This is a genomic window from Pseudomonas sp. NGC7 (assembly GCF_047159675.1).
GTDB lineage: Bacteria > Pseudomonadota > Gammaproteobacteria > Pseudomonadales > Pseudomonadaceae > Aquipseudomonas > Aquipseudomonas kermanshahensis.
This window is the reverse complement of record NZ_BAAFZY010000001.1, coordinates 5099945-5120619: the sequence shown is the minus strand read 5'-3', so window position 1 is coordinate 5120619 and position 20675 is coordinate 5099945. Positions and strand designations below refer to the sequence as shown.

Here is a 20675-nt window from a genome sequence, read left to right as displayed (position 1 = left end):
AGAGGCGGCAAGAGTGTCTACGGGTAATTTGGATTTCGAACAGTTCCGGGTCTTCCTGGAGAAAGCCTGTGGCATCCTGCTGGGCGAGAATAAGCAGTACCTGGTCTCCAGCCGTCTCAACAAGCTGATGGAGCAACAGGGCATCAAGAGCCTGGGCGAGCTGGTGCAGCGCATCCAGGCCCAGCCGCGCAGCGGTTTGCGCGAACAGGTGGTCGATGCGATGACGACCAACGAAACCCTGTGGTTCCGCGATAGCTACCCCTTCGAGGTGTTGAAGAACAAGGTTATCCCCGAGTTCATCAAGAACAACCCAGGCCAGCGCCTGCGCATGTGGTCGGCGGCGTGCTCGTCGGGGCAGGAGCCTTACTCGATCTCGATGGTCATCGACGAGTTCGAGCGCAGCAACCTGGGCCAGTTGAAGATGGGCGCGCAGATCGTTGCCACCGACCTGTCCGGGACCATGCTGAACAACTGCAAAACCGGTGAGTACGACAGCCTGGCCATCGCCCGCGGCCTGTCGCAAGAGCGCCTGCAGCGCTACTTCGACCCCAAAGGGCCGGGGCGTTGGGCGGTCAAGCCGGCCATTCGCAGCCGCGTCGAGTTCCGCTCTTTCAACCTGCTCGACAGCTACGCGAGCCTGGGCAAGTTCGACATCGTGTTCTGCCGCAACGTGCTGATCTATTTTTCGGCCCAGGTGAAGAAGGACATCCTGTTGCGCATCCACAGCACGCTCAAGCCTGGCGGGTACCTTTTCCTCGGCGCCTCTGAGGCGCTGAACGGGTTGCCGGACCATTACCAGATGGTGCAGTGCAGCCCAGGGATCATCTACCAGGCCAAGTAAAGCCAAGCGCGATTCCTGTAGGAGCAGCCTTGCGCTGCGAAGAGGCCGGTGCAAGTGCAGTAAATCTACTGTGGCTTCACCGGCCTTTTCGCAGCACAAGGCTGCTCCTACACGGGCGTGTTTTCGATCGCGATGGTCTGACGTCAATATTTTGTTTTGCCGCTTTTGCCGCCCGGCGATTGCCGCTTTTCTTTCCCCAAGCGGAAGCACTTTGCCGCTTTTCTGGCATCCCATCTGCCAGCATCCCCCTTGCAACCCCGTGTTTCCGGCCTTTAAGCCGGTTGGCACAGCCCTTGCTATACCTTGACCAACGACACTCCGGTCAACCTCCGAAGGTTTCCCCGACATGAGCATCAGTTTCGACAAGGCGCTTGGCATTCACGAAAAGGCCCTGGGCTTCCGCGCCCAGCGCGCTGAAGTGCTGGCCAACAACATCGCCAACGCCGACACGCCCAACTACAAGGCGCGTGACATGGACTTCTCTTCGGTGCTCGCCGCCGAGAGTGAAAAGCAGCAAAGCGGCCGCTTCGCCCTGGACCGCACCAACAGCCGGCACATCGAGGCCGACGGCCTGGCCCTCAGCGACGAGGCGCTCAAATACCGCACGCCGTTGCAGCCGTCGATCGACCAGAACACCGTGGATGCCCAGATCGAGCAATCGAACTACGCGGAAAACGCCATCGGTTTCCAGGCCAGCTTCACCTTGCTCAACAGTAAATTCAAAGGGCTGGTTTCGGCCCTGCGCGGAGAGTAACCATGTCCCTTTCCAGTGTTTTCAACATTGCCGGCAGCGGCATGAGCGCGCAGAACACCCGCCTCAACACCGTGGCCTCGAACATCGCCAACGCCGAGACCGTGTCGTCGAGCATTGACCAGACCTACCGCGCCCGCCACCCGGTGTTCGCCACCACCTTCCAGAACGCACAGGGCGGCGCCAGCCAGTCGCTGTTCGAGGACCAGGGAGAAGCGGGGCAGGGCGTGCAGGTCAAAGGCATCGTCGAAGACCAGAGCAATCTGGAGGCGCGCTACGAGCCTAACCACCCCGCGGCGAACAAGGACGGCTACGTCTACTACCCGAACGTCAACGTGGTTGAAGAGATGGCTGACATGATCTCTGCCAGCCGTGCGTTCCAGACCAACGCCGAACTGATGAACACCGCTAAAAGCATGATGCAGAAAGTCTTGACCTTGGGTCAGTGATAGGAAGCCGACATGACCACGACCAATTCCACCAGTGACGTCGGCAGCGCGTACCTGACCTCGCTGCAAAAGCAGACCAGCAAAACCGACAGCAGCACCGGCGCTGCCGGCAGTGCACTGGGCAAGGATGCGTTCCTGCAGTTGCTGGTAACGCAGATGAAAAACCAGAACCCGCTCGACCCGCAGGAAAACGGCGAGTTCGTTGCGCAGCTGGCGCAGTTCAGCAGCCTTGAAAGCATGCAGACGCTGAACGACACGGTGAACTACATCGCCGGTTCGTTCCAGTCTTCGCAGGCGCTGCAGGCCTCGTCGCTGGTTGGGCGCAATGTGATCGTCCAAACCGACAAGGCCTTGGTCGACACCAGCAAAGAGATGAAAGGGTCGGTCAACCTGACCTCGTCGAGTACCGCCACGTCTGTCGGCATTTATGACAAAGACGACAAGCTGGTGCGCACCCTGGACCTGGGCTCCAAGGCTGCTGGCAAGGCCGACTTCACCTGGGATGGCCTGGACGACGACGGCGAGCCGTTGGAGGCGGGTACCTACACCTTCAAGGCGACCGCCAGTATCGATGGCACGTCCACGGCCATGACCACCAACCTGCCGGCCACGGTCACCAGTGTGACCATGGGTACCAACGGCGCAGAAATGACGCTCAACCTCGCCGGGCTGGGCAGCGTTGCGCTGTCCAAAGTTCAAACCATTGGCATCTAGGGCCTAAGCTAACGACAGGAGTAGCACATGTCTTTCAATACCGGCCTTAGCGGCCTCAATGCAGCAAACAAGGCCCTGAACGTCACTGGCAACAACATTGCCAACGTCGCCACTACCGGCTTCAAAGCTTCGCGCGCCGAGTTCGCGGATCAGTACTCCAACTCCATTCGCGGCACCAGTGGCGGCAAGACGGTCGTCGGCACTGGTGTGAGAACCGCATCGGTGTCGCAGATGTTCACGCCGGGCAATATCAACGGCACCGGCCAAGCCCTGGACATGGCGATCGACGGCAACGGCTTCTTCGCCCTGAATGACAATGGCTCGAAGATCTACACCCGTGCCGGCATGTTCTACAGCGACAAGGAAGGCAATGTCATCAGCTCGTCGGGCGCCAAGCTGCAAGGGTATGGTGTAGATGGCAATGGCAATGTCGTCCCAGGCGCGCTGACTGACCTGAAGATCGACACGTCCAACCTGACGCCCAACCCTACCGGGCGCATCACGGAGACGCTCAACCTCAAGTCCAGCGATACCGCCCCGGCCGAGTCGCCGTTCGACCCGGGTAACGTCAAGACCTACAACTACACCTTCAACACCGATGTGTATGACAGCCAGGGCAACCTGCACCAGATGAACCAGTACTTCATGAAGGATGAGGGTACTAACTCCTGGACCATGTACACCACCATCGACGGCCGCAACCCAGCCGACCCGACGTCGACCACCCCGCTGGCAAACACGCTGCCATTCAAGAGTGACGGCACCTTGGACACGGCGCTCATGAACGAGGGTGCAGTGGCAGGTGGGCTCAGCATCAACGCCGACAAGACCTTCAACTTGGACGGCTGGGTGCCGGCGCAGAAGACAGTTGCAGGTGTGTGGGCGGCCAACGGCGCCAACGCGCATGCCTCCGGGGTCAAGCTGGACATGATCGCCACCACGCAATACAACGCCGCCTCCGCGACTACCGCCAAGAGCGGGGATGGCTTTGCGACGGGTGAGTTGTCTGGCCTGAGCATCGATGCCAGCGGCAACATGTTCGCGAACTTCACCAACGGTGAGAACAAGGTGATCGGCCAGGTCGCGCTGGTCAACTTCGCCAACCTCCAAGGCCTGACGCCGGTGGGCGGCACTGCCTGGAAAGAGTCCTACACATCGGGCGTGCCTGTTGTCGGCCAGCCGGATACCGGGACGCTGGGGCAGATCACCGGCGGCGCGCTGGAAGACTCGAACGTCGACCTGACCGGCGAGCTGGTCAACCTGATCAAGGCGCAGAGCAACTACCAGGCAAACGCCAAGACCATTTCCACTCAAAGCACCATCATGCAGACCATCATCCAGATGAGCTGATGGTGGTTGGTTTGGTGGAGTGTTGTCTGCAATAGGGGGCGCTTCGCGCCCCTTTCGCGACGCAAGGCCGCTCCTACAGGTCGACGCGATCCCTGTAGGAGCGGCCTTGCGTCGCGAAAGGGCCGCAAAGCGGCCCCAAAATCCCAAAGGTTTACCCCATGAAAAGGCTGCTGCTACTAGCGATTCTCCCCGTCCTCGCCATGGCCCCCTTGCTCGCCGCCGCCCCCGCCCCCTTCTACCAATGGCAAAGCCTGACCACCGGCCGTTTCATGTGCTCGGCCACCAACCCAGGCGAAGGCTGGGTGCGCTTTTCCGGCCCCTACAACAACGCCGGTTGCCGGACGTACTGAACACTGCCTTGCCGCTCGCGGCAAACATCCGCCGACAAACTGACGGTTTTTGCCTCTCGGCGCGCTGCAACCCCTGAATTCATTGGTTTGCGGACCTGGTTCGATTATTGCTTATCCCTGCTCAGTGACAGCGCGGCAGGTACGCGCATAGGAGATGCTGTGGACAAGATGCTTTACGTGGCCATGACCGGCGCCAGCCAGAACGCGCTGGCGCAGAAGGCCCATGCCAACAACCTGGCGAACATTTCCACCAACGGCTTCCAGCGCGACCTGGAGCAGGCGCGCTCGATGCCGGTGTTTGGCGACAGCTTTCCGGCGCGCGCGTTTGCCATGACCGAGCGCCCGGCCACCGACTTCAGCGAAGGCCCGATGGTCGAGACCGGCCGCGAGCTGGACGTGACTGTGACCGGCAAGGGTTTCATCGCTGTGCAGGCACCGGATGGCAGCGAAGCTTACGTGCGCACGGGCAGCCTGAACATCGACGCCCTGGGCGTGCTGCGTGCTGGCAATGGCATGCCGGTGATCGGCAACGGCGGCCCGATTGCCATTCCGCCAGAGCAAAAAGTGGAAGTGGGTGAAGACGGCACCATCAGCATCCGCGCCATGGGCGAAGACCCGCGCATGATGGCCGAAGTCGACCGCATCAAGCTGGTCAACCCCGACATTAAAAGCCTGACCAAGGGCCTGGACGGCATGATCCACACCACCAATGGCCAACCGGCAGATGCCGACGTCAACGTGCGCGTGGTGTCGGGCTTCCTGGAAGGCAGCAACGTCAACGCCGTGGAGGAAATGACCTCGGTGCTGGCGTTGTCCCGTCAGTTCGAACTGCACGTCAAGATGATGAACACGGCCAAGGAAGGCGACGAAGCCATGGCTCGGGTTTTGCAAATCGGCTAATCACATTTGAACGGGTGCCGTAAAACAGGCGCACGAGGAGAACAGCATGCTTCCGGCTCTTTGGGTCGCTAAAACCGGCCTGTCCGCCCAGGACACCAACCTGACGGTCATTTCCAACAACCTGGCCAACGTCTCGACCACCGGCTTCAAACGTGATCGCGCCGAATTCCAGGACCTGCTCTACCAGATCAAGCGTCAACCCGGCGCCCAGTCGACCCAAGACAGCGAGCTGCCCTCGGGCCTGCAAGTGGGTACCGGTGTGCGCATTGTCGGCACCCAGAAGAACTTCACCGCCGGCAGCTTGCAGACCACCGAAAACCCATTGGATATGGCGGTCAATGGGCGTGGCTTCTTCCAGATTCTGCAGCCGGATGGCACTGTTTCCTATACCCGTGACGGCACCTTCCACCTGAACTCCGATGGCCAGATCGTCAATGCCGATGGCTTGGCGCTGGAGCCTGCGATCGTCGTGCCGAATGATGCACAGACGTTCACCGTTGGCCAGGACGGTACCGTGTCGATCACCACTGCCGGTAACCCGGCCGCTCAGGTCATTGGTAACCTCCAGACTGCCGACTTCATCAACCCTGCGGGTCTTCAGGCAATGGGCAACAACCTCTTCCTGGAGACCGCTGCCAGCGGCGCGCCGCAAGTCGGCACTCCAGGCCTGAACGGCTTCGGCACCACCCTGCAGCAGACCTTGGAGAACTCCAACGTCAGCACCGTGGAAGAGCTGGTGAACATGATCACCACCCAGCGTGCCTACGAGATGAACTCGAAAGTCATCTCTACCGCCGACCAGATGCTGTCGTTCGTCACCCAGCAGCTGTAAGCCCCTGATCCCGGCCCTGTAGCCCAGAGACACCGTGAGGTAAGCGTCATGAATCGTCTGTTGTCCGTCTTCGCCCTGGGGGGAGCGGTGTTGTTGGCAGGTTGCGTCGGGCCGACGCCCAAGCCCAACGACCCGTACTATGCGCCGGTGTTGCCGCGCACCCCGTTGCCGGCGGCGGCCAACAACGGTTCGATCTACCAGGCCGGTTTCGAACAGAACCTGTACAGCGACCGCAAGGCCTTCCGGGTCGGTGACATCATCACCATCACCCTTAACGAGAAGACCTCGGCCAGCAAGAACGCCGGTTCGCAGATCCAGAAGAACAGCAAGGCCGACATCGGCTTGACCTCGCTGTTCGGCAGCACGCCCAACACCAACAACCCGTTCGGCGGCGGTGACCTGTCGCTGGAGGCCGGTTACAACGGCGAGCGCGCCACCAAGGGCGACAGCAAGGCCACCCAGGGCAACACCCTGACCGGCTCGATCACCGTGACCGTGGCCGAAGTGCTGCCCAACGGCATCATCGCCGTGCGCGGCGAGAAGTGGCTGACCCTGAACACCGGTGAAGAGCTGGTGCGCATTGCCGGCATGATCCGCGCCGATGACATCGCCACCGACAACACCGTGCCGTCCACCCGCGTGGCCGATGCGCGCATCACCTATTCGGGTACCGGCTCGTTTGCCGATGCTAGCCAGCCCGGTTGGCTGGACCGCTTCTTCATCAGCCCGCTTTGGCCTTTCTGAGTACGGATGACCATGTTCAACGTGAGGCAGCTGATTGCCGCAACCCTGCTACTGTCCTGCGCCTTCGCGGCTCAGGCCGAGCGCTTGAAGGACATTGCCAGCATCTCTGGCGTGCGTTCCAACCAGCTGATCGGCTATGGCCTGGTGGTGGGGCTCAACGGCACGGGTGACCAGACCACCCAGACGCCGTTTACCCTGCAGACCTTCAACAACATGCTGTCGCAGTTCGGCATCAAGGTGCCGGCCGGTTCCGGCAACGTGCAGTTGAAGAACGTTGCGGCGGTGTCGGTGCATGCCGAACTGCCGGCGTTCGCCAAGCCGGGCCAGGTGGTAGACATCACCGTCTCGTCGATCGGTAACTCCAAGAGCCTGCGCGGCGGCAGCCTGCTGCTGACCCCGCTCAAGGGTATCGACGGCAACGTGTACGCCATCGCCCAGGGCAACCTGGTGGTGGGCGGCTTCGATGCAGAAGGCCGTGACGGTTCGAAGATCACCGTCAACGTTCCGTCGGCCGGTCGCATTCCCGGTGGTGCCAGCGTCGAGCGGGCGGTGCCGAGCGGGTTCAACCAGGGCAACAGCCTGACCCTGAACCTCAACCGCCCGGACTTCACCACGGCCAAGCGTATCGTCGACAAGGTCAATGAACTGCTCGGCCCAGGTGTTGCTCAGGCCGTGGATGGCGGGTCGGTACGCGTCAGTGCGCCGATGGACCCGAGCCAGCGCGTGGACTACCTGTCGATTCTGGAAAACCTCGAAATCGACCCGGGCCAGGCCGTGGCGAAAGTCATCATCAACTCGCGTACCGGCACCATCGTCATCGGCCAGAACGTCAAGGTGTCGCCGGCGGCGGTCACCCACGGCAGCCTGACCGTGACCATCACCGAAGACCCGATCGTCAGCCAGCCGGGCGCGTTCTCCAACGGCCAGACCGCCGTGGTGCCGCGTTCGCGGGTCAACGCCGAGCAGGAAGCCAAGCCGATGTTCAAGTTCGGCCCGGGTACCACGCTGGATGAAATCGTCCGCGCGGTGAACCAGGTCGGCGCGGCACCCGGCGACCTGATGGCGATCCTTGAAGCCCTGAAACAGGCCGGCGCCTTGCAGGCCGACCTGATCGTGATCTGAGGACGCCGCGCATGAACAGCAAAAGCTTGGTGTCTGGCAGTGCCGACAGCGGCGCCTACACCGACCTCAACCGCCTGAGTTCGCTCAAGCACGGCGACCGCGACAGCGAAGCCAACGTGCGCAAGGTGGCCCAGGAATTCGAGTCGCTGTTCATCAGCGAAATGCTCAAGGCCTCGCGCAAGGCCAGCGATGTGCTGGCCGACGACAACCCGATGAACACCGAGACGGTCAAGCAATACCGCGACATGTATGACCAGCAGTTGGCCGTGAGCATGTCCCGCGAGGGGGGCGGTATCGGCCTGCAGGACGTACTGGTGCGCCAGTTGACCAAGAGCAAGAGCACGGCTGGTGCCACCAGCCCGTTTCCGCGCAGCGAGGGCAGTGGCCCGGCGCTGTGGGGCAACAAGGTGGCCGAACCCGCGCATGCCGCCCAGGCCAGTGCAACGCGCAATGACGTCGCGGCCCTCAATGCGCGGCGCCTGGCCTTGCCAAGCAAGCTCACCGACCGCCTGCTGGCAGGCATCGTGCCGTCGGCTGCGACCACCAACACCGCCAGTGTGCCGGCCCGTGACGGCCAGCAAGTGGCCAAGGCCTTCGCCGTGCCAGAAAACGGCCTGCGCATTGTCGGGCGTGCCGTGGCCCAGCCGCCGCTGGCGCCGAACAAGGCTTTCGCCGACAGCGACGCCTTTGTCGCCACCATGCTGCCGATGGCCGAGCAGGCCGCCAAGCGCATCGGTATCGACCCGCGTTACCTGGTCGCCCAGGCGGCCCTGGAAACGGGCTGGGGCAAGTCGGTCATGCGCAACACCGATGGCAGCAGCAGCCACAACTTGTTCGGCATCAAGGCCAGTGGCAACTGGCAGGGCGAGCAGGCGAGGGCGATCACCAGCGAGTTCCGCGATGGCCAGTTCGTCAAGGAAACCGCAGCGTTCCGCTCGTACGATTCCTACCAGGACAGCTTCCATGACCTGGTGAACCTGTTACAGGGCAATTCCCGCTATCAAGGTGCGCTGGACGCGGCCGATAACCCTGAGCAGTTTGCAAGAGAGCTGCAAAAAGCAGGTTATGCGACCGACCCGGGCTATGCGAAGAAGATCATCAGCATCGCCCAGCAAATGCAAGCAACCCCGCAATACGCCATGGCTGGCAGAACTACGAATCTATAAGGACTAAAACATGTCGAGTCTGATTTCGATCGGTCTGAGTGGCCTTGGTGCCAGCCAGGCGGCACTGTCGGTAACCAGTAACAACATTGCCAACGCCGCCACCAGTGGCTATTCGCGCCAGCAAGCGGTTCAGGTTGCGGGCCCTTCGCACAACATGGGCGCGGGCTTTTTGGGTACGGGCACCACGCTGTCGGATGTGCGCCGGATCTACAGCGCCTACCTGGACAATCAGTTGCAGACCGCGACCTCGTTGCAGGCTGACTCGCTGGCGTTCCAGGACCAGATCACCAGCGTCGACAAATTGCTGGCCGACCGTGATACCGGCATCAGCTCGGTGCTGACCGCGTTCTTCTCGGCGTTGCAGACCGCTTCGGCCACGCCGGGTGATGTCGCCTCGCGGCAGTTGCTGCTGACCCAGGCGCAAACCCTGAGCAACCGCTTCAATGCGGTGGGCACGCAGCTGACCCAGCAGAACGAAACGATCAACTCTCAGCTCGGCACGCTCGCAGGCCAGGTCAACAAGCTCACCAGCAACATCGCCGAGTACAACAAGCAGATCGTCGCGGCCACCGCCACCGGCAATACCCCTAACAGCCTGCTGGATGCGCGCAGCGAAGCCGTGCGCCAGCTCAACGAGCTGGTCGGGGTCACTGTGCAGGAGCGCGACGGCAACTACGACGTCTACTTGGGCAGTGGCCAGTCACTGGTCACCGGGGTCAAGGCCAACACCTTGTCGGTGCAGCCGGGTGTGGCTGACAAAAGCCAAGCCAGCCTGCGCATCAACTACGAGTCGTTCAGCTCCGACGTGACCTCGGTGGTGACCGGTGGCACGATCGGCGGCCTGCTGCGCTACCGCCAGGACGTGCTGATGCCGTCGATGAACGAGCTCGGCCGCGTGGCCCTGGTGGTTGCTGACAGCATCAACAGCCAGCTGGGCCAAGGCCTGGATGCCAACGCCCAATTCGGCAGCGCGCTGTTCTCCAGCATCAACAGCGCCAGTGCATTGGCCCAGCGCAGCCTGGCTTCGTCGAGCAACAGTGCTGGGTCCGGCAACCTCGATGTGACCATTGCCGACAGCGGCGCGCTGACCACCTACGACTACGAAGTGAAGTTCACCAGCGCCAACCAGTACAGCGTGCGCCGCTCCGATGGCACCGACATGGGCAGCTTCGACCTGAGCGCCGACCCGGCCCCGGTGATCGACGGCTTCAGCCTGGCGCTCAAGGGCGGTGGCCTGGCAGCGGGGGACAGCTTCAAGGTCATCCCGACCCGTTCCGCGGCGGGCAATATCTCGACCATCATGACCGATGCCAACAAGCTAGCCTTTGCCGGGCCGATCAGCGCCACGGCGGGCAGCGGCAACGGGGGCACGGGCACCATCACCCAGCCGGTGCTGGGCGACTCGCTGGATATCTACGGCGGTGCCGATACAGCGTTGATGCAGCAGGCGATTCGCGACTCGATGCCGGTGCGTGTGGTGTTCGATGCCGCCAACGGCGGTTCCCAGGGCTACAAGCTGTTCGATGCCAAGGGCACGCAGATCGGCACCGGCAGTGTGGTGCCTGGCCAGGACAACAAATTGTCCATCGCCGTGCCAATGCTCGATGCCGCTGGCCAGCCGATCCTTGATGGCGACGGCAAGCCGCGCAGTTTCAATGTCGAGACCACCATCGGCGGCAGCCCGTCTGCCAACGACAGCTTCACCCTGTCGTTCAATGCAGACGGCAAGGCCGACAACCGCAACGCTACCTCGCTGCTGGAGCTGCAGACCAAATCGACCGTGGCCACCGGCTCTGGCGGTGGCACCAGCTTCACCTCGGCCTATGCCTCGCTGGTCGAGCGCGTGGGGGCCAAGGCCAGCCAGGCCGCCATCGACACCACCGCGACCCAGGCCGTGTTCAAGTCCGCCGCCGAAAGCCGCAGTGCGGTGTCGGGGGTCAACCTCGATGACGAGGCGGCCAGCCTGGTGAAGTTCCAGCATTACTACACCGCGTCGTCGCAGATCATCAAGGCGGCGCAAGAAACCTTTTCGACCTTGATCAACGCCCTTTAAGGAGTAGCTGGCCGTGCGTATTTCTACTGCTCAGTTTTATGAGACCAGCGCCAACACCTACTCGAAGAACTTCTCGGACACGGCCAAGACCACCGAGCAGATCACGTCCAAGTCGCGTATCCAGACGGCGGGCGATGACCCGGTCGGTGCCGCGCGCCTGCTGTTGCTGCAGCAGCAGAGCGCGCTGCTGGACCAGTACAACGGCAACATGACCACGGTCAAGAATGCCCTGCTGCAGGAAGAGAGCGTGCTCTCGACCATCAACGATGCCCTGCAGCGTGCCAGCGAGCTGGCGCTGGAGGCGGGTAACGGTGGCAAGAGCGATGCCGACCGCGCATCGATCGCCAGCGAGATCAAAGAGATCGAGGCGAACGTCTTCGGCCTGCTCAATTCCCGCGACGCCAATGGCGACTACATGTTTGGTGGCTCCAAGTCGTCAACGCCGCCCTACGTGCGCAATAGCGACGGTACCTACAGCTACCAGGGTGACCAGACCCAGCTCAGCCTGCAGGTTTCCGATACCTTGAGCCTGGCGACCAATGACAGCGGTTTCAGCATCTTCGACCAGGCGACCAACAACAGCCGTACGCAGTCGAGCCTGCAGGCGCCGACCCCGGATGACGGCAAGGTGCTGTTGTCCGGTGGCCTGATGACCTCGGCGAACACCTACAACAACCAGTTCGCCGGCGGTCAGCCGTACACCATCACCTTCACCAGTGCCACCGAGTACAGCGTCAAGGATGCCACCGGCAAGGACATCACCAGCGAAACCGCGAGCAACGGCAAGTTCGACGTCAACACCGAAGGCGGCAAGATGATTTCGCTGCGCGGTGTCGATTTCGAGATCAACCTGAACCTGCAGGAAGGTGACGATGCCGACGCGGCGGTGGCGGGCCATGTGTTCACCCTCGAAGCCAAGCCCGACACCCTGAATGCTACGCGCAGTGCGGGTAACCCATCGACCGCGCAGGTTACCGGCAGCAGCATCACCGATGCCGATGCCTATCGCAGCACCTTCCCCAGCAATGGTGCGGTGATCAAGTTCACCAGTGCGACCGAGTATTCGCTGTATGCGCAGCCGTACAGTGCCGACAGCAAGCCAGTGGCCTCGGGTACGGTCGGGGCGGGTAATGCGGTTACGGTGGCGGGCGTGACCTTCCAGCTCGACAGTGCGCCCGGCGAGGGCGACCAGTTCTCGGTGACGGCCAACACGCACCGCACGCAGAACGTGCTCGACAGCCTCGGCCAATTGCGCACGGCGCTGGGCAAGCCAGTCGACAGCCCAGAGGCGCAGGCAGCGCTCAAGACGGCGACCGACTCGGCGATCTCCAACCTGGCCAGTGCCCGTGAGCGTATCGACATTACTCGCGGTTCTATTGGTGCGCGCGGTAACTCGCTGGAGATCCAGGAGCAGGAGAACATCAGCCTGGGCCTGGCCAACAAGACCACCCAGAGCGCCATTGGCGACACCGACATGGCGTCGGCGACCATCCAGCTGACCCTGCAACAGGCGATGCTCGAAGCCTCGCAGCTGGCGTTTGCGCGGATTTCGCAGTTGAGCCTGTTCAACAAGCTTTGATCTTGCTGTGAGATTTTGGGGGCGCTTTGCGCCCCTTTCGCGACGCAAGTCCGCTCCTACAAAGGGGGGCGTTCATTTGCGCATGACGCGATCTCTTTGTAGGAGCGGCCTTGCGTCGCGAAAAGGGGCGCAAAGCACCCCCAATTCCCTCAATCCCCCCGCAAAACCCTCCAGTCTCCACACCCCCCGCCAGGCTTTCGTAGCATTTCAATGTGACCAATGAGTCAAAACGGTCATCTTCCCTGTATTCTATGCAGCAGCTGTTGCAGCATTTTGTTACCGGTTTGCATTCGAGCGAGGCTGCCAGGCCTTGCTCGCCCCCTGTGGGGTGACGCTCCGGTATTTGGCGCCCTCAATTCATCGAGTGGTGGTCTTTGGCTGTTTTCATTGGGAAGCCAGAATGATTGGCATCAAAAGCATCGCGAGTTACGTGCCCACCGCTGGCCTGGACAACTACGTTCAGGGTGCGAAGTTCGGCAAGGACGAAGAGTTCATGTTCGGCAAGATCGGCGCGTCCTTCCTGCCGCGCAAGGCCGAAGACCAAGAAACCTCGGACCTGTGCGTCGAAGCGGCCCAGGCCCTGTTCGCCGCCAACCCTGACCTTGATCCGCAATCGATCGATGCGTTGATCGTGGTCACCCAGAACGGTGACGAAGAAGGCCTGCCGCACACCGCCGCCATTGTCCAGAGCAAGCTTGGCCTGTCGACCCGCGTGGCGGCGTTCGACGTGTCGCTGGGTTGCTCGGGTTACGTGTATGGCCTGTATGCGATCAAGGGCTTCATGGAAGCGGCAGGGCTGAAGAATGGCCTGCTGATCACCGCCGACCCGTACTCGAAAATCGTCGACCCGGAAGACCGCAACACCACCATGTTGTTCGGTGATGCCGCCACGGCCACCTGGATGGGCGAAAATGCAGTGTGGAACCTAGGCCAGGCGCGTTTTGGCACCGACGGTTCTGGCGCGGAGCACCTGAAGGTCAACGACGGCAAGTTCTTCATGAACGGCCGCCAGGTGTTCAACTTTGCCCTGATCAAAGTGCCGGCGCACCTGCATGAGCTGCTCGACGCCAGCGGGCTGACCTCGAAGGATATCGACGCCTTCTGCATTCACCAGGGCAGCGCGGCGATTGTCGATGCCGTGGCGCGCCGCTTCGAGGAAGAAAACCCGGAGAAGTTCGTCAAGGACATGCTCGAGACCGGCAATACCGTGTCGTCCAGTGTGCCGCTGCTGCTGCAAAAGCACATGCTCGACGGTAACTGGAAGCGTGTGGCGATCAGCGGGTTCGGTGTGGGCCTGTCGTGGGGCTCGGCGATTCTCTATCGCGACTGACCCTCAGCAGTCTCGAAAAAAGCGCCCGGCGGCCACCGCCCGGCGCTTTTTTTGTGCCTGCCGGGTGTGGGTCTATGGATGATTCAAAATCTTTGTAGATCCAGCTGTAGGAACCAATTTTTGAAGCCTGTGCCTTCTTTGTGGGAGCGGGCTTGCCCCGCGAACACCGGCAAAGCCGGTGCCATCCACCGTGTCGCCTGTTTCGCGGGGCAAGCCCGCTCCCACAGGTTGGCTGTGCCATAAGGTTTTTTCTGCACAGATTTTGACGTCAAAAATTCGCCCTTAACCCCCTGATTTCACTGGGCTGGCAGCGTGCCACCATTTTTTTTTTGAAAAACCCCTCAAGCAACCCGCGCACCCGACGATAACCATTACGAAGGTTCTCTAGGCCACACCCGGCGGTTGCCAGGGCCGGAAGCCGCTGTATCCATTCAACGAGGAATTCGTCATGGCTTTGACCGTTAACACTAACATCACCTCCTTGGGCGTTCAGAAGAACCTGAACCGTGCTTCCGACGCGCTGGGTACTTCGATGTCCCGCCTGTCTTCCGGCCTGAAAATCAACAGCGCCAAAGACGACGCCGCCGGCCTGCAGATCGGCAACCGTCTGACCAGCCAAATCAAAGGCCTGAGCGTTGCCGTGAAAAACGCCAACGACGGCATCTCCATCGCCCAGACCGCTGAAGGCGCGATGCAAGAATCGACCAGCATCCTGCAGCGTATGCGCGAACTGTCCCTGCAGTCCGCCAACGGCTCGAACAGCGATGACGACCGTACTTCCCTGCAACAAGAATTCACCGCGCTGTCGGGCGAACTGACCCGTATCGCTAACACCACCACCTTCGGTGGCCGTAAAGTCCTCGACGGTTCGTTCCAGAACGTCAGCTTCCAGATCGGTTCCAGCGCTAACGAAACCATCTCGTTCGGCATGACCGACATCAGCTCGACTGGCCTGAAAGGTTCGTTCAGCGAAGCTAAGACTGATGGTGTTGCTACTGACCTGTCCGCAGTTGTTACTGGTGCAGTCGCTACCAGCGCCTCTACCTTCCGCGCTGACCCTGTAACCTTCGCACCCGTTGCTGCTGGTGAAACTGTTACGCTGACCCTGAACGGCACTGCTGTTGCGCTCGATGACACCGACACTGCAGCTACCACTGTCGGCAAGATCAACGCTGCCAACACCGCCTCCAACACTGGCGTAACCGCGGCCATCGATGGCAACGGCGATATCGTCATGAGCTCGTCGGCAACCTTCACTGCAACTGCAGCCACCACCGGTGGCGGTACTGCTGGCTTCGCCGCCACTGCGACCGTTGCAGCGGGCTTCGACAGCGACATTTCCTTCAATATCAATGGCACCGCAATCGGCGCAACTGCTGGCCAGGATATGACTGATGTGCTCGCTGCCATCAACGCTGAAACTGCTACAACCGGCGTCGCGGCAACCCTGAGCTCCGAAGGCCGTCTGCAACTGAGCTCCGCCGATGGCAAAGCCATCAACCTGACCAACGGCACCGGTGCCGCTGGCCAAGGCGCGCTGGCCAAGGTTGGTCTGGCTGCCGGTACTACCGAAGCCAAGCTGGTCGCTGATACCTCCATCTCCCTGAACGGCACTGAAGTCAAGTTCACCAAGGGCGATACCCTGGACGGCATCATCTCGGCGATCAACACCGCGAGCACCGGCGTCACCGCCAGCAAGAACGCCGACAACACCCTGAAGCTGTTCTCGAAAGAGAACATCACCGTTGCCGACGGCAGCCAAGGTACCGGTCTGGCCGCTCTGGGCCTGGCTACCACCAACAGCACCGTAGCCATCACCCAGGAAACCACCGTTTCCAACCTGAGCATCACCACTGCTGCCGATTCGCAGAAAGCCATCCAGGCTCTGGATGCCGCTATCGCTCAGATCGACAGCCAGCGCGCTCAGCTGGGTGCTGTGCAAAACCGCTTCGACAGCACCGTTGCCAACCTGAACAGCATCTCGGAAAACTCCACCGCTGCCCGCAGCCGTGTGCAGGACGCCGACTTCGCTTCGGAAACCGCCGAGCTGACCAAGCAGCAAACCCTGCAACAGGCTTCCACTGCGATCCTGTCCCAGGCTAACCAGCTGCCGTCGTCGGTACTGAAACTGCTGGGCTGATCCTGATCGCTAAGTAGTTTGACGAAGGGTACGGTGACGTACCCTTTCGTCTTTCCGAGAACAAGAGGTGCCAGAAATGGATATGAGCGTGAAACTGGGCCTGTCCTATCCCGCCTCCGCTGCTCCCGAAGCAACAGCGAGCAAGCGGCAAGAGAACGAGCTGGCGGCCAACGAGCCTGCCAAGCCAGAATCCCAGCCTGTAGCCCGAGAAACCCTGGAAACCGCAGTCAATGCCATCCAGGACTTCGTCAAGGCTTCAGAGCGACAACTCGATTTTTCGATCGATGACTCCACCGGCCAGGTGGTTGTCAAGGTCATCGCCCGCCAGAGCGGCGAAGTCATCCGTCAACTGCCCTCCGAAGTGGCACTGAAGCTGGCGGAAAACCTGAAGGATGCCAACAGCCTGTTGTTCGATACCCAGGCCTGAGTTGGCACGGCTTTTGTTGTAAAGCCGCACGGACGCGTTTTCGTCGGATTTTCGACGGTCACCGATAAGGAGTGTGAAGATGGCGAGTTCTACTATTACCGGACTGGGTTCGGGTCTAAAGATCGACGAGCTTGTTGCGGCGTTGGCGGGTGCAGAGAAAGCACCCAAGCAAACCCAGATCAATAATCAGACCGCCACCGCCACCACCACCTTGTCGGCCATCGGTACGATCAAAAGTGCGCTGGAAACGTACCGCGCGGCGCTGACCAAGCTTAATACCGCAGCGAGCTTCAATGGTTTGTCTGGGTCGTCGTCTGACGAAGCTATCGCCAAGATCAAATTGGGTGATGGCGCGTCGTCGGGCACGTACTCGCTTGAAGTGACGCAGCTGGCAACGGCATCCAAGATTTCGACTCAGGTTTACAAGAACACCTCGACCATCGTCAACGATTCGGGCGAGTCGCAAACCCTGACCATTAGCCAGGGCAATGCCACGCACAACGTGTCCATCGCTGCGGGTGCAACGCTGCAGCAGGCGCGCGACTCGATCAACGATCAGCTGCAATCCAAGGGCATCACGGCCAACATCGTCACTGACGCCAGTGGTTCGCGGCTGATCTTCTCGTCGACCAAAATGGGTGATGGCACCGAGCTGACCTTGGGTGGCACCGCCGACATGGCCACCGGTGTGACGACCATTGCAGAGCCGCAGAATGCCAAGTACAAGCTCGACGGCCTCGAGCTGGAATCGGCTTCCAACACCGTAACCGGTGCGGTCAGTGGCGTGGACATCACCCTGGTCAAAGAAGGCAAGTCGAGCCTTGTGGTGGCGAGCAACAACGACACCCTGAAAACCTCGGTGCAGTCCTTCGTGACCGCTTATAACGCCTTGATGACGACCATCAATGCGCAGACCAAGGTCACCACGGGCGCCGACGACAGCAGCGCCTCGGGTGCATCGCTGACAGGGGATGCGACCATGCGTTCTCTGGTCAGCTCAATCCGTAGCGAGCTCACCCGCAGTGTGGGTACCGGTGGCCTGCGTACGCTGTCGCAGCTAGGCATCAATACCGTGCAGAAGACGGGGTTGCTTGAGCTCAACAACGACAAGTGGGATGCCGCAGTCAAAACGATGGGCGCTGACATCAGTGGCCTGTTCGTCGGTAAGGAAGGCCTGCTCAGCCGCATGACCGCGGCCACTGAAGAGTACGCCAAGACAGGGGGTATCCTCGCGTCGCGCCAGGCGAGCCTGACCACCCAGCTCAAGCAGTTGGAAGAGTCGCAGACCGCGCTTGATCGCCGTATTGAGTCGCTGACCGACACCCTGACCAAGAAGTACAACGCCATGGACACCCTGGTGGCCAAGCTCAAGGCGACCAGCGACAGCGTGATGACCACGCTAAACGCTCTCAACAAGTCCAACAGCGACGATTGATCGCCTAAAGAAATCCAGCTCAGGGCCGATTACCTAGGTATACGGCCACTGTTCTGCCCCGTTCACTGAGGATCCCCCATGCACCCGATGAGAGCCCTTCGCCAGTACCAGAAGGTCAATTCCCACGCCCAGATCTCCGAAGCGACCCCGCACCGCCTGGTGCAGATGCTGATGGAAGGTTCGCTGGACCGTATGGCCCAGGCCAAGGGCGCGATCAGCCGCGGCGACGTGGCGCAGAAGGGTGTGATGCTGGGCAAGGCGATCGACATCATCGGTGGCCTGCGTGAAGGGCTGGACAAGGAAAAGACCGACAACCCAGACGAGCTGGACCGTCTCGACAGCCTGTATGCCTACATGGCCACCCGTCTGATTCAGGCCAACCTGGACAGCGACCCCGCCATCATCGACGAAGTCGCCCAGCTGATGATCACCGTCAAAAGCGGTTGGGATGCCATCGCCACAGCCGAGCAGTGACACGCCAGGAGGCCACATGAACGCGTTGCAGCGAATCGAAGACACCCGTCAGGCCCTGAACGAGGCACTGCAAGCGCGCGACTGGGCCGCCATTGGCGAGCTAGACCTGGCCTGCAGGGCGCAGATGGACGAATTGCTGCAAGGGGCGGTGGAGGATGAGGCGGCGGTTCGGGTGAACCTCGAAGCGCTGATGGACGTTTATCGCCAACTAATCGACGTTGCAAGTGACGAACGTCAATCTTTAGTCCAGCAAATGTCCAATATCAATCAAGCGAAACAGGCCACAAAGGTATACCATCTGTTCAGCTGACGCTGAGCAGAACGCAAAGCTCGGCGCCATAAATTTGACTGCTTCTAAGTTTTTGACTTTACTAGTGGCTGTTTTCGAATTTCAGACGTCCGAACACTGACCATTCAGTCGGAATGATGTCGAGCACGCCCCGCAGGGCGCCGATATGACTAGGGAAGTTGCTATTGCATGTGGCGTGAAACCAAGATTCTTCTGATCGATGACGACAGCGCCCGCCGCCGCGATCTGGCGGTGGTCCTGAATTTTCTAGGCGAAGAAAACCTCGCGTGCTCGAGCCAGGACTGGCAGCAGGCGGTGGAATCGTTGTCTTCGAGCCGGGAAGTGCTGTGCGTACTTGTCGGTGCCGTGAATGCTCCGGGCAATCTCCTTGGGCTCCTTAAGACAGTGGCCGGGTGGGATGAGTTCCTTCCGGTGCTGCTTTTAGGTGAAATTTCTTCTGCAGAGTTGCCGGAAGAGCTTCGCCGTCGGGTCCTCTCCAACCTCGAAATGCCGCCGAGCTACAGCCAGTTGCTCGATTCGCTGCACCGTGCCCAGGTCTATCGCGAGATGTACGACCAAGCACGCGAGCGCGGGCGCCAGCGCGAGCCGAACCTGTTCCGCAGCTTGGTCGGCACCAGCCGCGCCATCCAGCATGTGCGGCAGATGATGCAGCAAGTGGCGGACACCGATGCCAGCGTGTTGATCCTCGGCGAGTCGGGTACCGGCAAAGAGGTGGTGGCGCGCAACCTGCACTACCACTCCAAGCGCCGCGATGCGCCGTTCGTGCCGGTCAACTGCGGCGCGATCCCGGCCGAGCTGCTGGAAAGCGAACTGTTCGGCCACGAGAAGGGCGCCTTTACCGGTGCCATCACCAGCCGTGCCGGGCGTTTCGAGCTGGCCAACGGCGGCACCCTGTTCCTCGACGAGATCGGCGACATGCCGCTGCCGATGCAGGTCAAGCTGCTGCGCGTGTTGCAGGAGCGCACCTTTGAGCGCGTGGGCAGCAACAAGACCCAGAGCATCGACGTGCGCATCATCGCCGCGACCCACAAAAACCTCGAAAGCATGATCGAGGATGGGACCTTCCGCGAAGACCTGTACTACCGCCTGAACGTCTTCCCCATCGAGATGGCGCCCCTGCGTGAGCGGGTGGAAGACATCCCGCTGCTGATGAACGAGCTGATCTCGCGTATGGAGCACGAGAAGCGCGGCTCGATCCGGTTCAACTCTGCCTCGATCATGTCGCTGTGCCGGCATGGCTGGCCGGGCAACGTGCGCGAGCTGGCCAACCTGGTCGAGCGCATGGCGATCATGCACCCGTACGGGGTGATCGGCGTGTCCGAACTGCCGAAAAAATTCCGCTACGTCGATGATGAAGACGAGCAGATGGTCGACCACCTGCGCAGTGATCTCGAAGAGCGCGTGGCCATCAACGGCCATGCACCCAACTTCGCCAACCCCGCGATGCTGCCGCCCGAAGGCCTTGACCTCAAGGACTACCTGGGCAGCCTGGAGCAGGGCCTGATCCAGCAGGCACTGGACGATGCCAACGGTATCGTTGCGCGCGCGGCTGAACGTTTGCGTATCCGCCGTACCACGCTGGTCGAGAAGATGCGCAAGTACGGTATGAGCCGTCAGGGTGGCGAGGAACAGGCGGAGGATTGACCCCCTTTGCGCCTGTTTCAGGCAGTCGGTAAACCCTTGTAGGAGCAGCCTTGTGCTGCGAAGA

Annotated in this window: 20 protein-coding genes; all 20 read left to right on the top strand. The window is 61.2% G+C overall.

Annotation, left to right across the window (positions count from 1 at the left end):
• Positions 1-13: 13 nt before the first annotated feature.
• Positions 14-841 carry a protein-glutamate O-methyltransferase CheR gene (cheR, locus tag ACMCNM_RS22815; RefSeq protein WP_412765468.1) on the top strand — a complete coding sequence of 276 codons (828 nt, stop codon included), beginning with the start codon at positions 14-16 and terminating at the stop codon, positions 839-841.
• 346 nt (positions 842-1187) lie between these two features.
• Positions 1188-1595, top strand: coding sequence for a flagellar basal body rod protein FlgB (flgB, locus tag ACMCNM_RS22810; RefSeq protein ID WP_027593053.1), 408 nt, complete (start codon positions 1188-1190; stop codon positions 1593-1595).
• 2 nt (positions 1596-1597) lie between these two features.
• Positions 1598-2041, top strand: coding sequence for a flagellar basal body rod protein FlgC (gene flgC, locus ACMCNM_RS22805; protein ID WP_027593052.1), 444 nt, complete (start codon positions 1598-1600; stop codon positions 2039-2041).
• A gap of 12 nt (positions 2042-2053) precedes the next feature.
• Positions 2054-2755 carry a flagellar hook assembly protein FlgD gene (flgD, locus tag ACMCNM_RS22800; RefSeq protein WP_186679620.1) on the top strand — a complete coding sequence of 234 codons (702 nt, stop codon included), beginning with the start codon at positions 2054-2056 and terminating at the stop codon, positions 2753-2755.
• 27 nt (positions 2756-2782) lie between these two features.
• Positions 2783-4105 (top strand): flagellar hook protein FlgE, encoded by a 1323-nt coding sequence (gene flgE, locus ACMCNM_RS22795; protein ID WP_186679622.1) that lies wholly within the window; start codon positions 2783-2785, stop codon positions 4103-4105.
• 158 nt (positions 4106-4263) lie between these two features.
• Complete coding sequence (locus ACMCNM_RS22790) at positions 4264-4455, top strand: hypothetical protein (RefSeq protein WP_186679625.1); 192 nt, start codon at positions 4264-4266, stop codon at positions 4453-4455.
• Positions 4456-4614: 159 nt separating this feature from the next.
• Complete coding sequence (locus ACMCNM_RS22785) at positions 4615-5355, top strand: flagellar basal body rod protein FlgF (RefSeq protein WP_186679627.1); 741 nt, start codon at positions 4615-4617, stop codon at positions 5353-5355.
• Between the two features lie 46 nt (positions 5356-5401).
• Complete coding sequence (gene flgG, locus ACMCNM_RS22780) at positions 5402-6187, top strand: flagellar basal-body rod protein FlgG (RefSeq protein ID WP_099454947.1); 786 nt, start codon at positions 5402-5404, stop codon at positions 6185-6187.
• Between the two features lie 48 nt (positions 6188-6235).
• Positions 6236-6931 (top strand): flagellar basal body L-ring protein FlgH, encoded by a 696-nt coding sequence (gene flgH, locus ACMCNM_RS22775; protein WP_016488460.1) that lies wholly within the window; start codon positions 6236-6238, stop codon positions 6929-6931.
• Positions 6932-6943: 12 nt separating this feature from the next.
• A complete protein-coding gene (locus ACMCNM_RS22770) occupies positions 6944-8053 on the top strand; it encodes a flagellar basal body P-ring protein FlgI (protein ID WP_099455884.1) in 1110 nt (369 codons plus the stop codon).
• Between the two features lie 11 nt (positions 8054-8064).
• Positions 8065-9219 carry a flagellar assembly peptidoglycan hydrolase FlgJ gene (gene flgJ / locus ACMCNM_RS22765; protein ID WP_085272499.1) on the top strand — a complete coding sequence of 385 codons (1155 nt, stop codon included), beginning with the start codon at positions 8065-8067 and terminating at the stop codon, positions 9217-9219.
• 10 nt (positions 9220-9229) lie between these two features.
• Positions 9230-11272, top strand: a complete 2043-nt coding sequence (gene flgK / locus ACMCNM_RS22760) for a flagellar hook-associated protein FlgK (RefSeq protein WP_099428635.1) — start codon at positions 9230-9232, stop codon at positions 11270-11272.
• A gap of 13 nt (positions 11273-11285) precedes the next feature.
• Positions 11286-12851: a flagellar hook-associated protein 3 gene (locus ACMCNM_RS22755; RefSeq protein WP_027593043.1), complete on the top strand. Its 1566-nt coding sequence runs from the start codon at positions 11286-11288 to the stop codon at positions 12849-12851.
• A 400-nt stretch (positions 12852-13251) separates the two neighbouring features.
• Complete coding sequence (locus ACMCNM_RS22750; protein WP_085272500.1) at positions 13252-14181, top strand: ketoacyl-ACP synthase III; 930 nt, start codon at positions 13252-13254, stop codon at positions 14179-14181.
• Positions 14182-14629: 448 nt separating this feature from the next.
• Positions 14630-16321, top strand: a complete 1692-nt coding sequence (locus tag ACMCNM_RS22745; RefSeq protein WP_339550014.1) for a flagellin — start codon at positions 14630-14632, stop codon at positions 16319-16321.
• 76 nt (positions 16322-16397) lie between these two features.
• Complete coding sequence (locus tag ACMCNM_RS22740; RefSeq protein ID WP_027593040.1) at positions 16398-16748, top strand: flagellar protein FlaG; 351 nt, start codon at positions 16398-16400, stop codon at positions 16746-16748.
• Positions 16749-16827: 79 nt separating this feature from the next.
• Positions 16828-18183, top strand: coding sequence for a flagellar filament capping protein FliD (fliD, locus tag ACMCNM_RS22735; RefSeq protein WP_027593039.1), 1356 nt, complete (start codon positions 16828-16830; stop codon positions 18181-18183).
• Between the two features lie 78 nt (positions 18184-18261).
• Complete coding sequence (fliS, locus tag ACMCNM_RS22730; protein ID WP_027593038.1) at positions 18262-18657, top strand: flagellar export chaperone FliS; 396 nt, start codon at positions 18262-18264, stop codon at positions 18655-18657.
• Between the two features lie 16 nt (positions 18658-18673).
• On the top strand, positions 18674-18967 hold the full coding sequence (locus ACMCNM_RS22725; protein ID WP_027593037.1) for a hypothetical protein: 294 nt from the start codon (positions 18674-18676) through the stop codon (positions 18965-18967).
• Between the two features lie 168 nt (positions 18968-19135).
• Entirely contained in the window at positions 19136-20611 is a 1476-nt protein-coding gene (gene fleQ, locus ACMCNM_RS22720; protein ID WP_099454940.1) for a transcriptional regulator FleQ, read from the top strand.
• Positions 20612-20675: the final 64 nt, after the last annotated feature.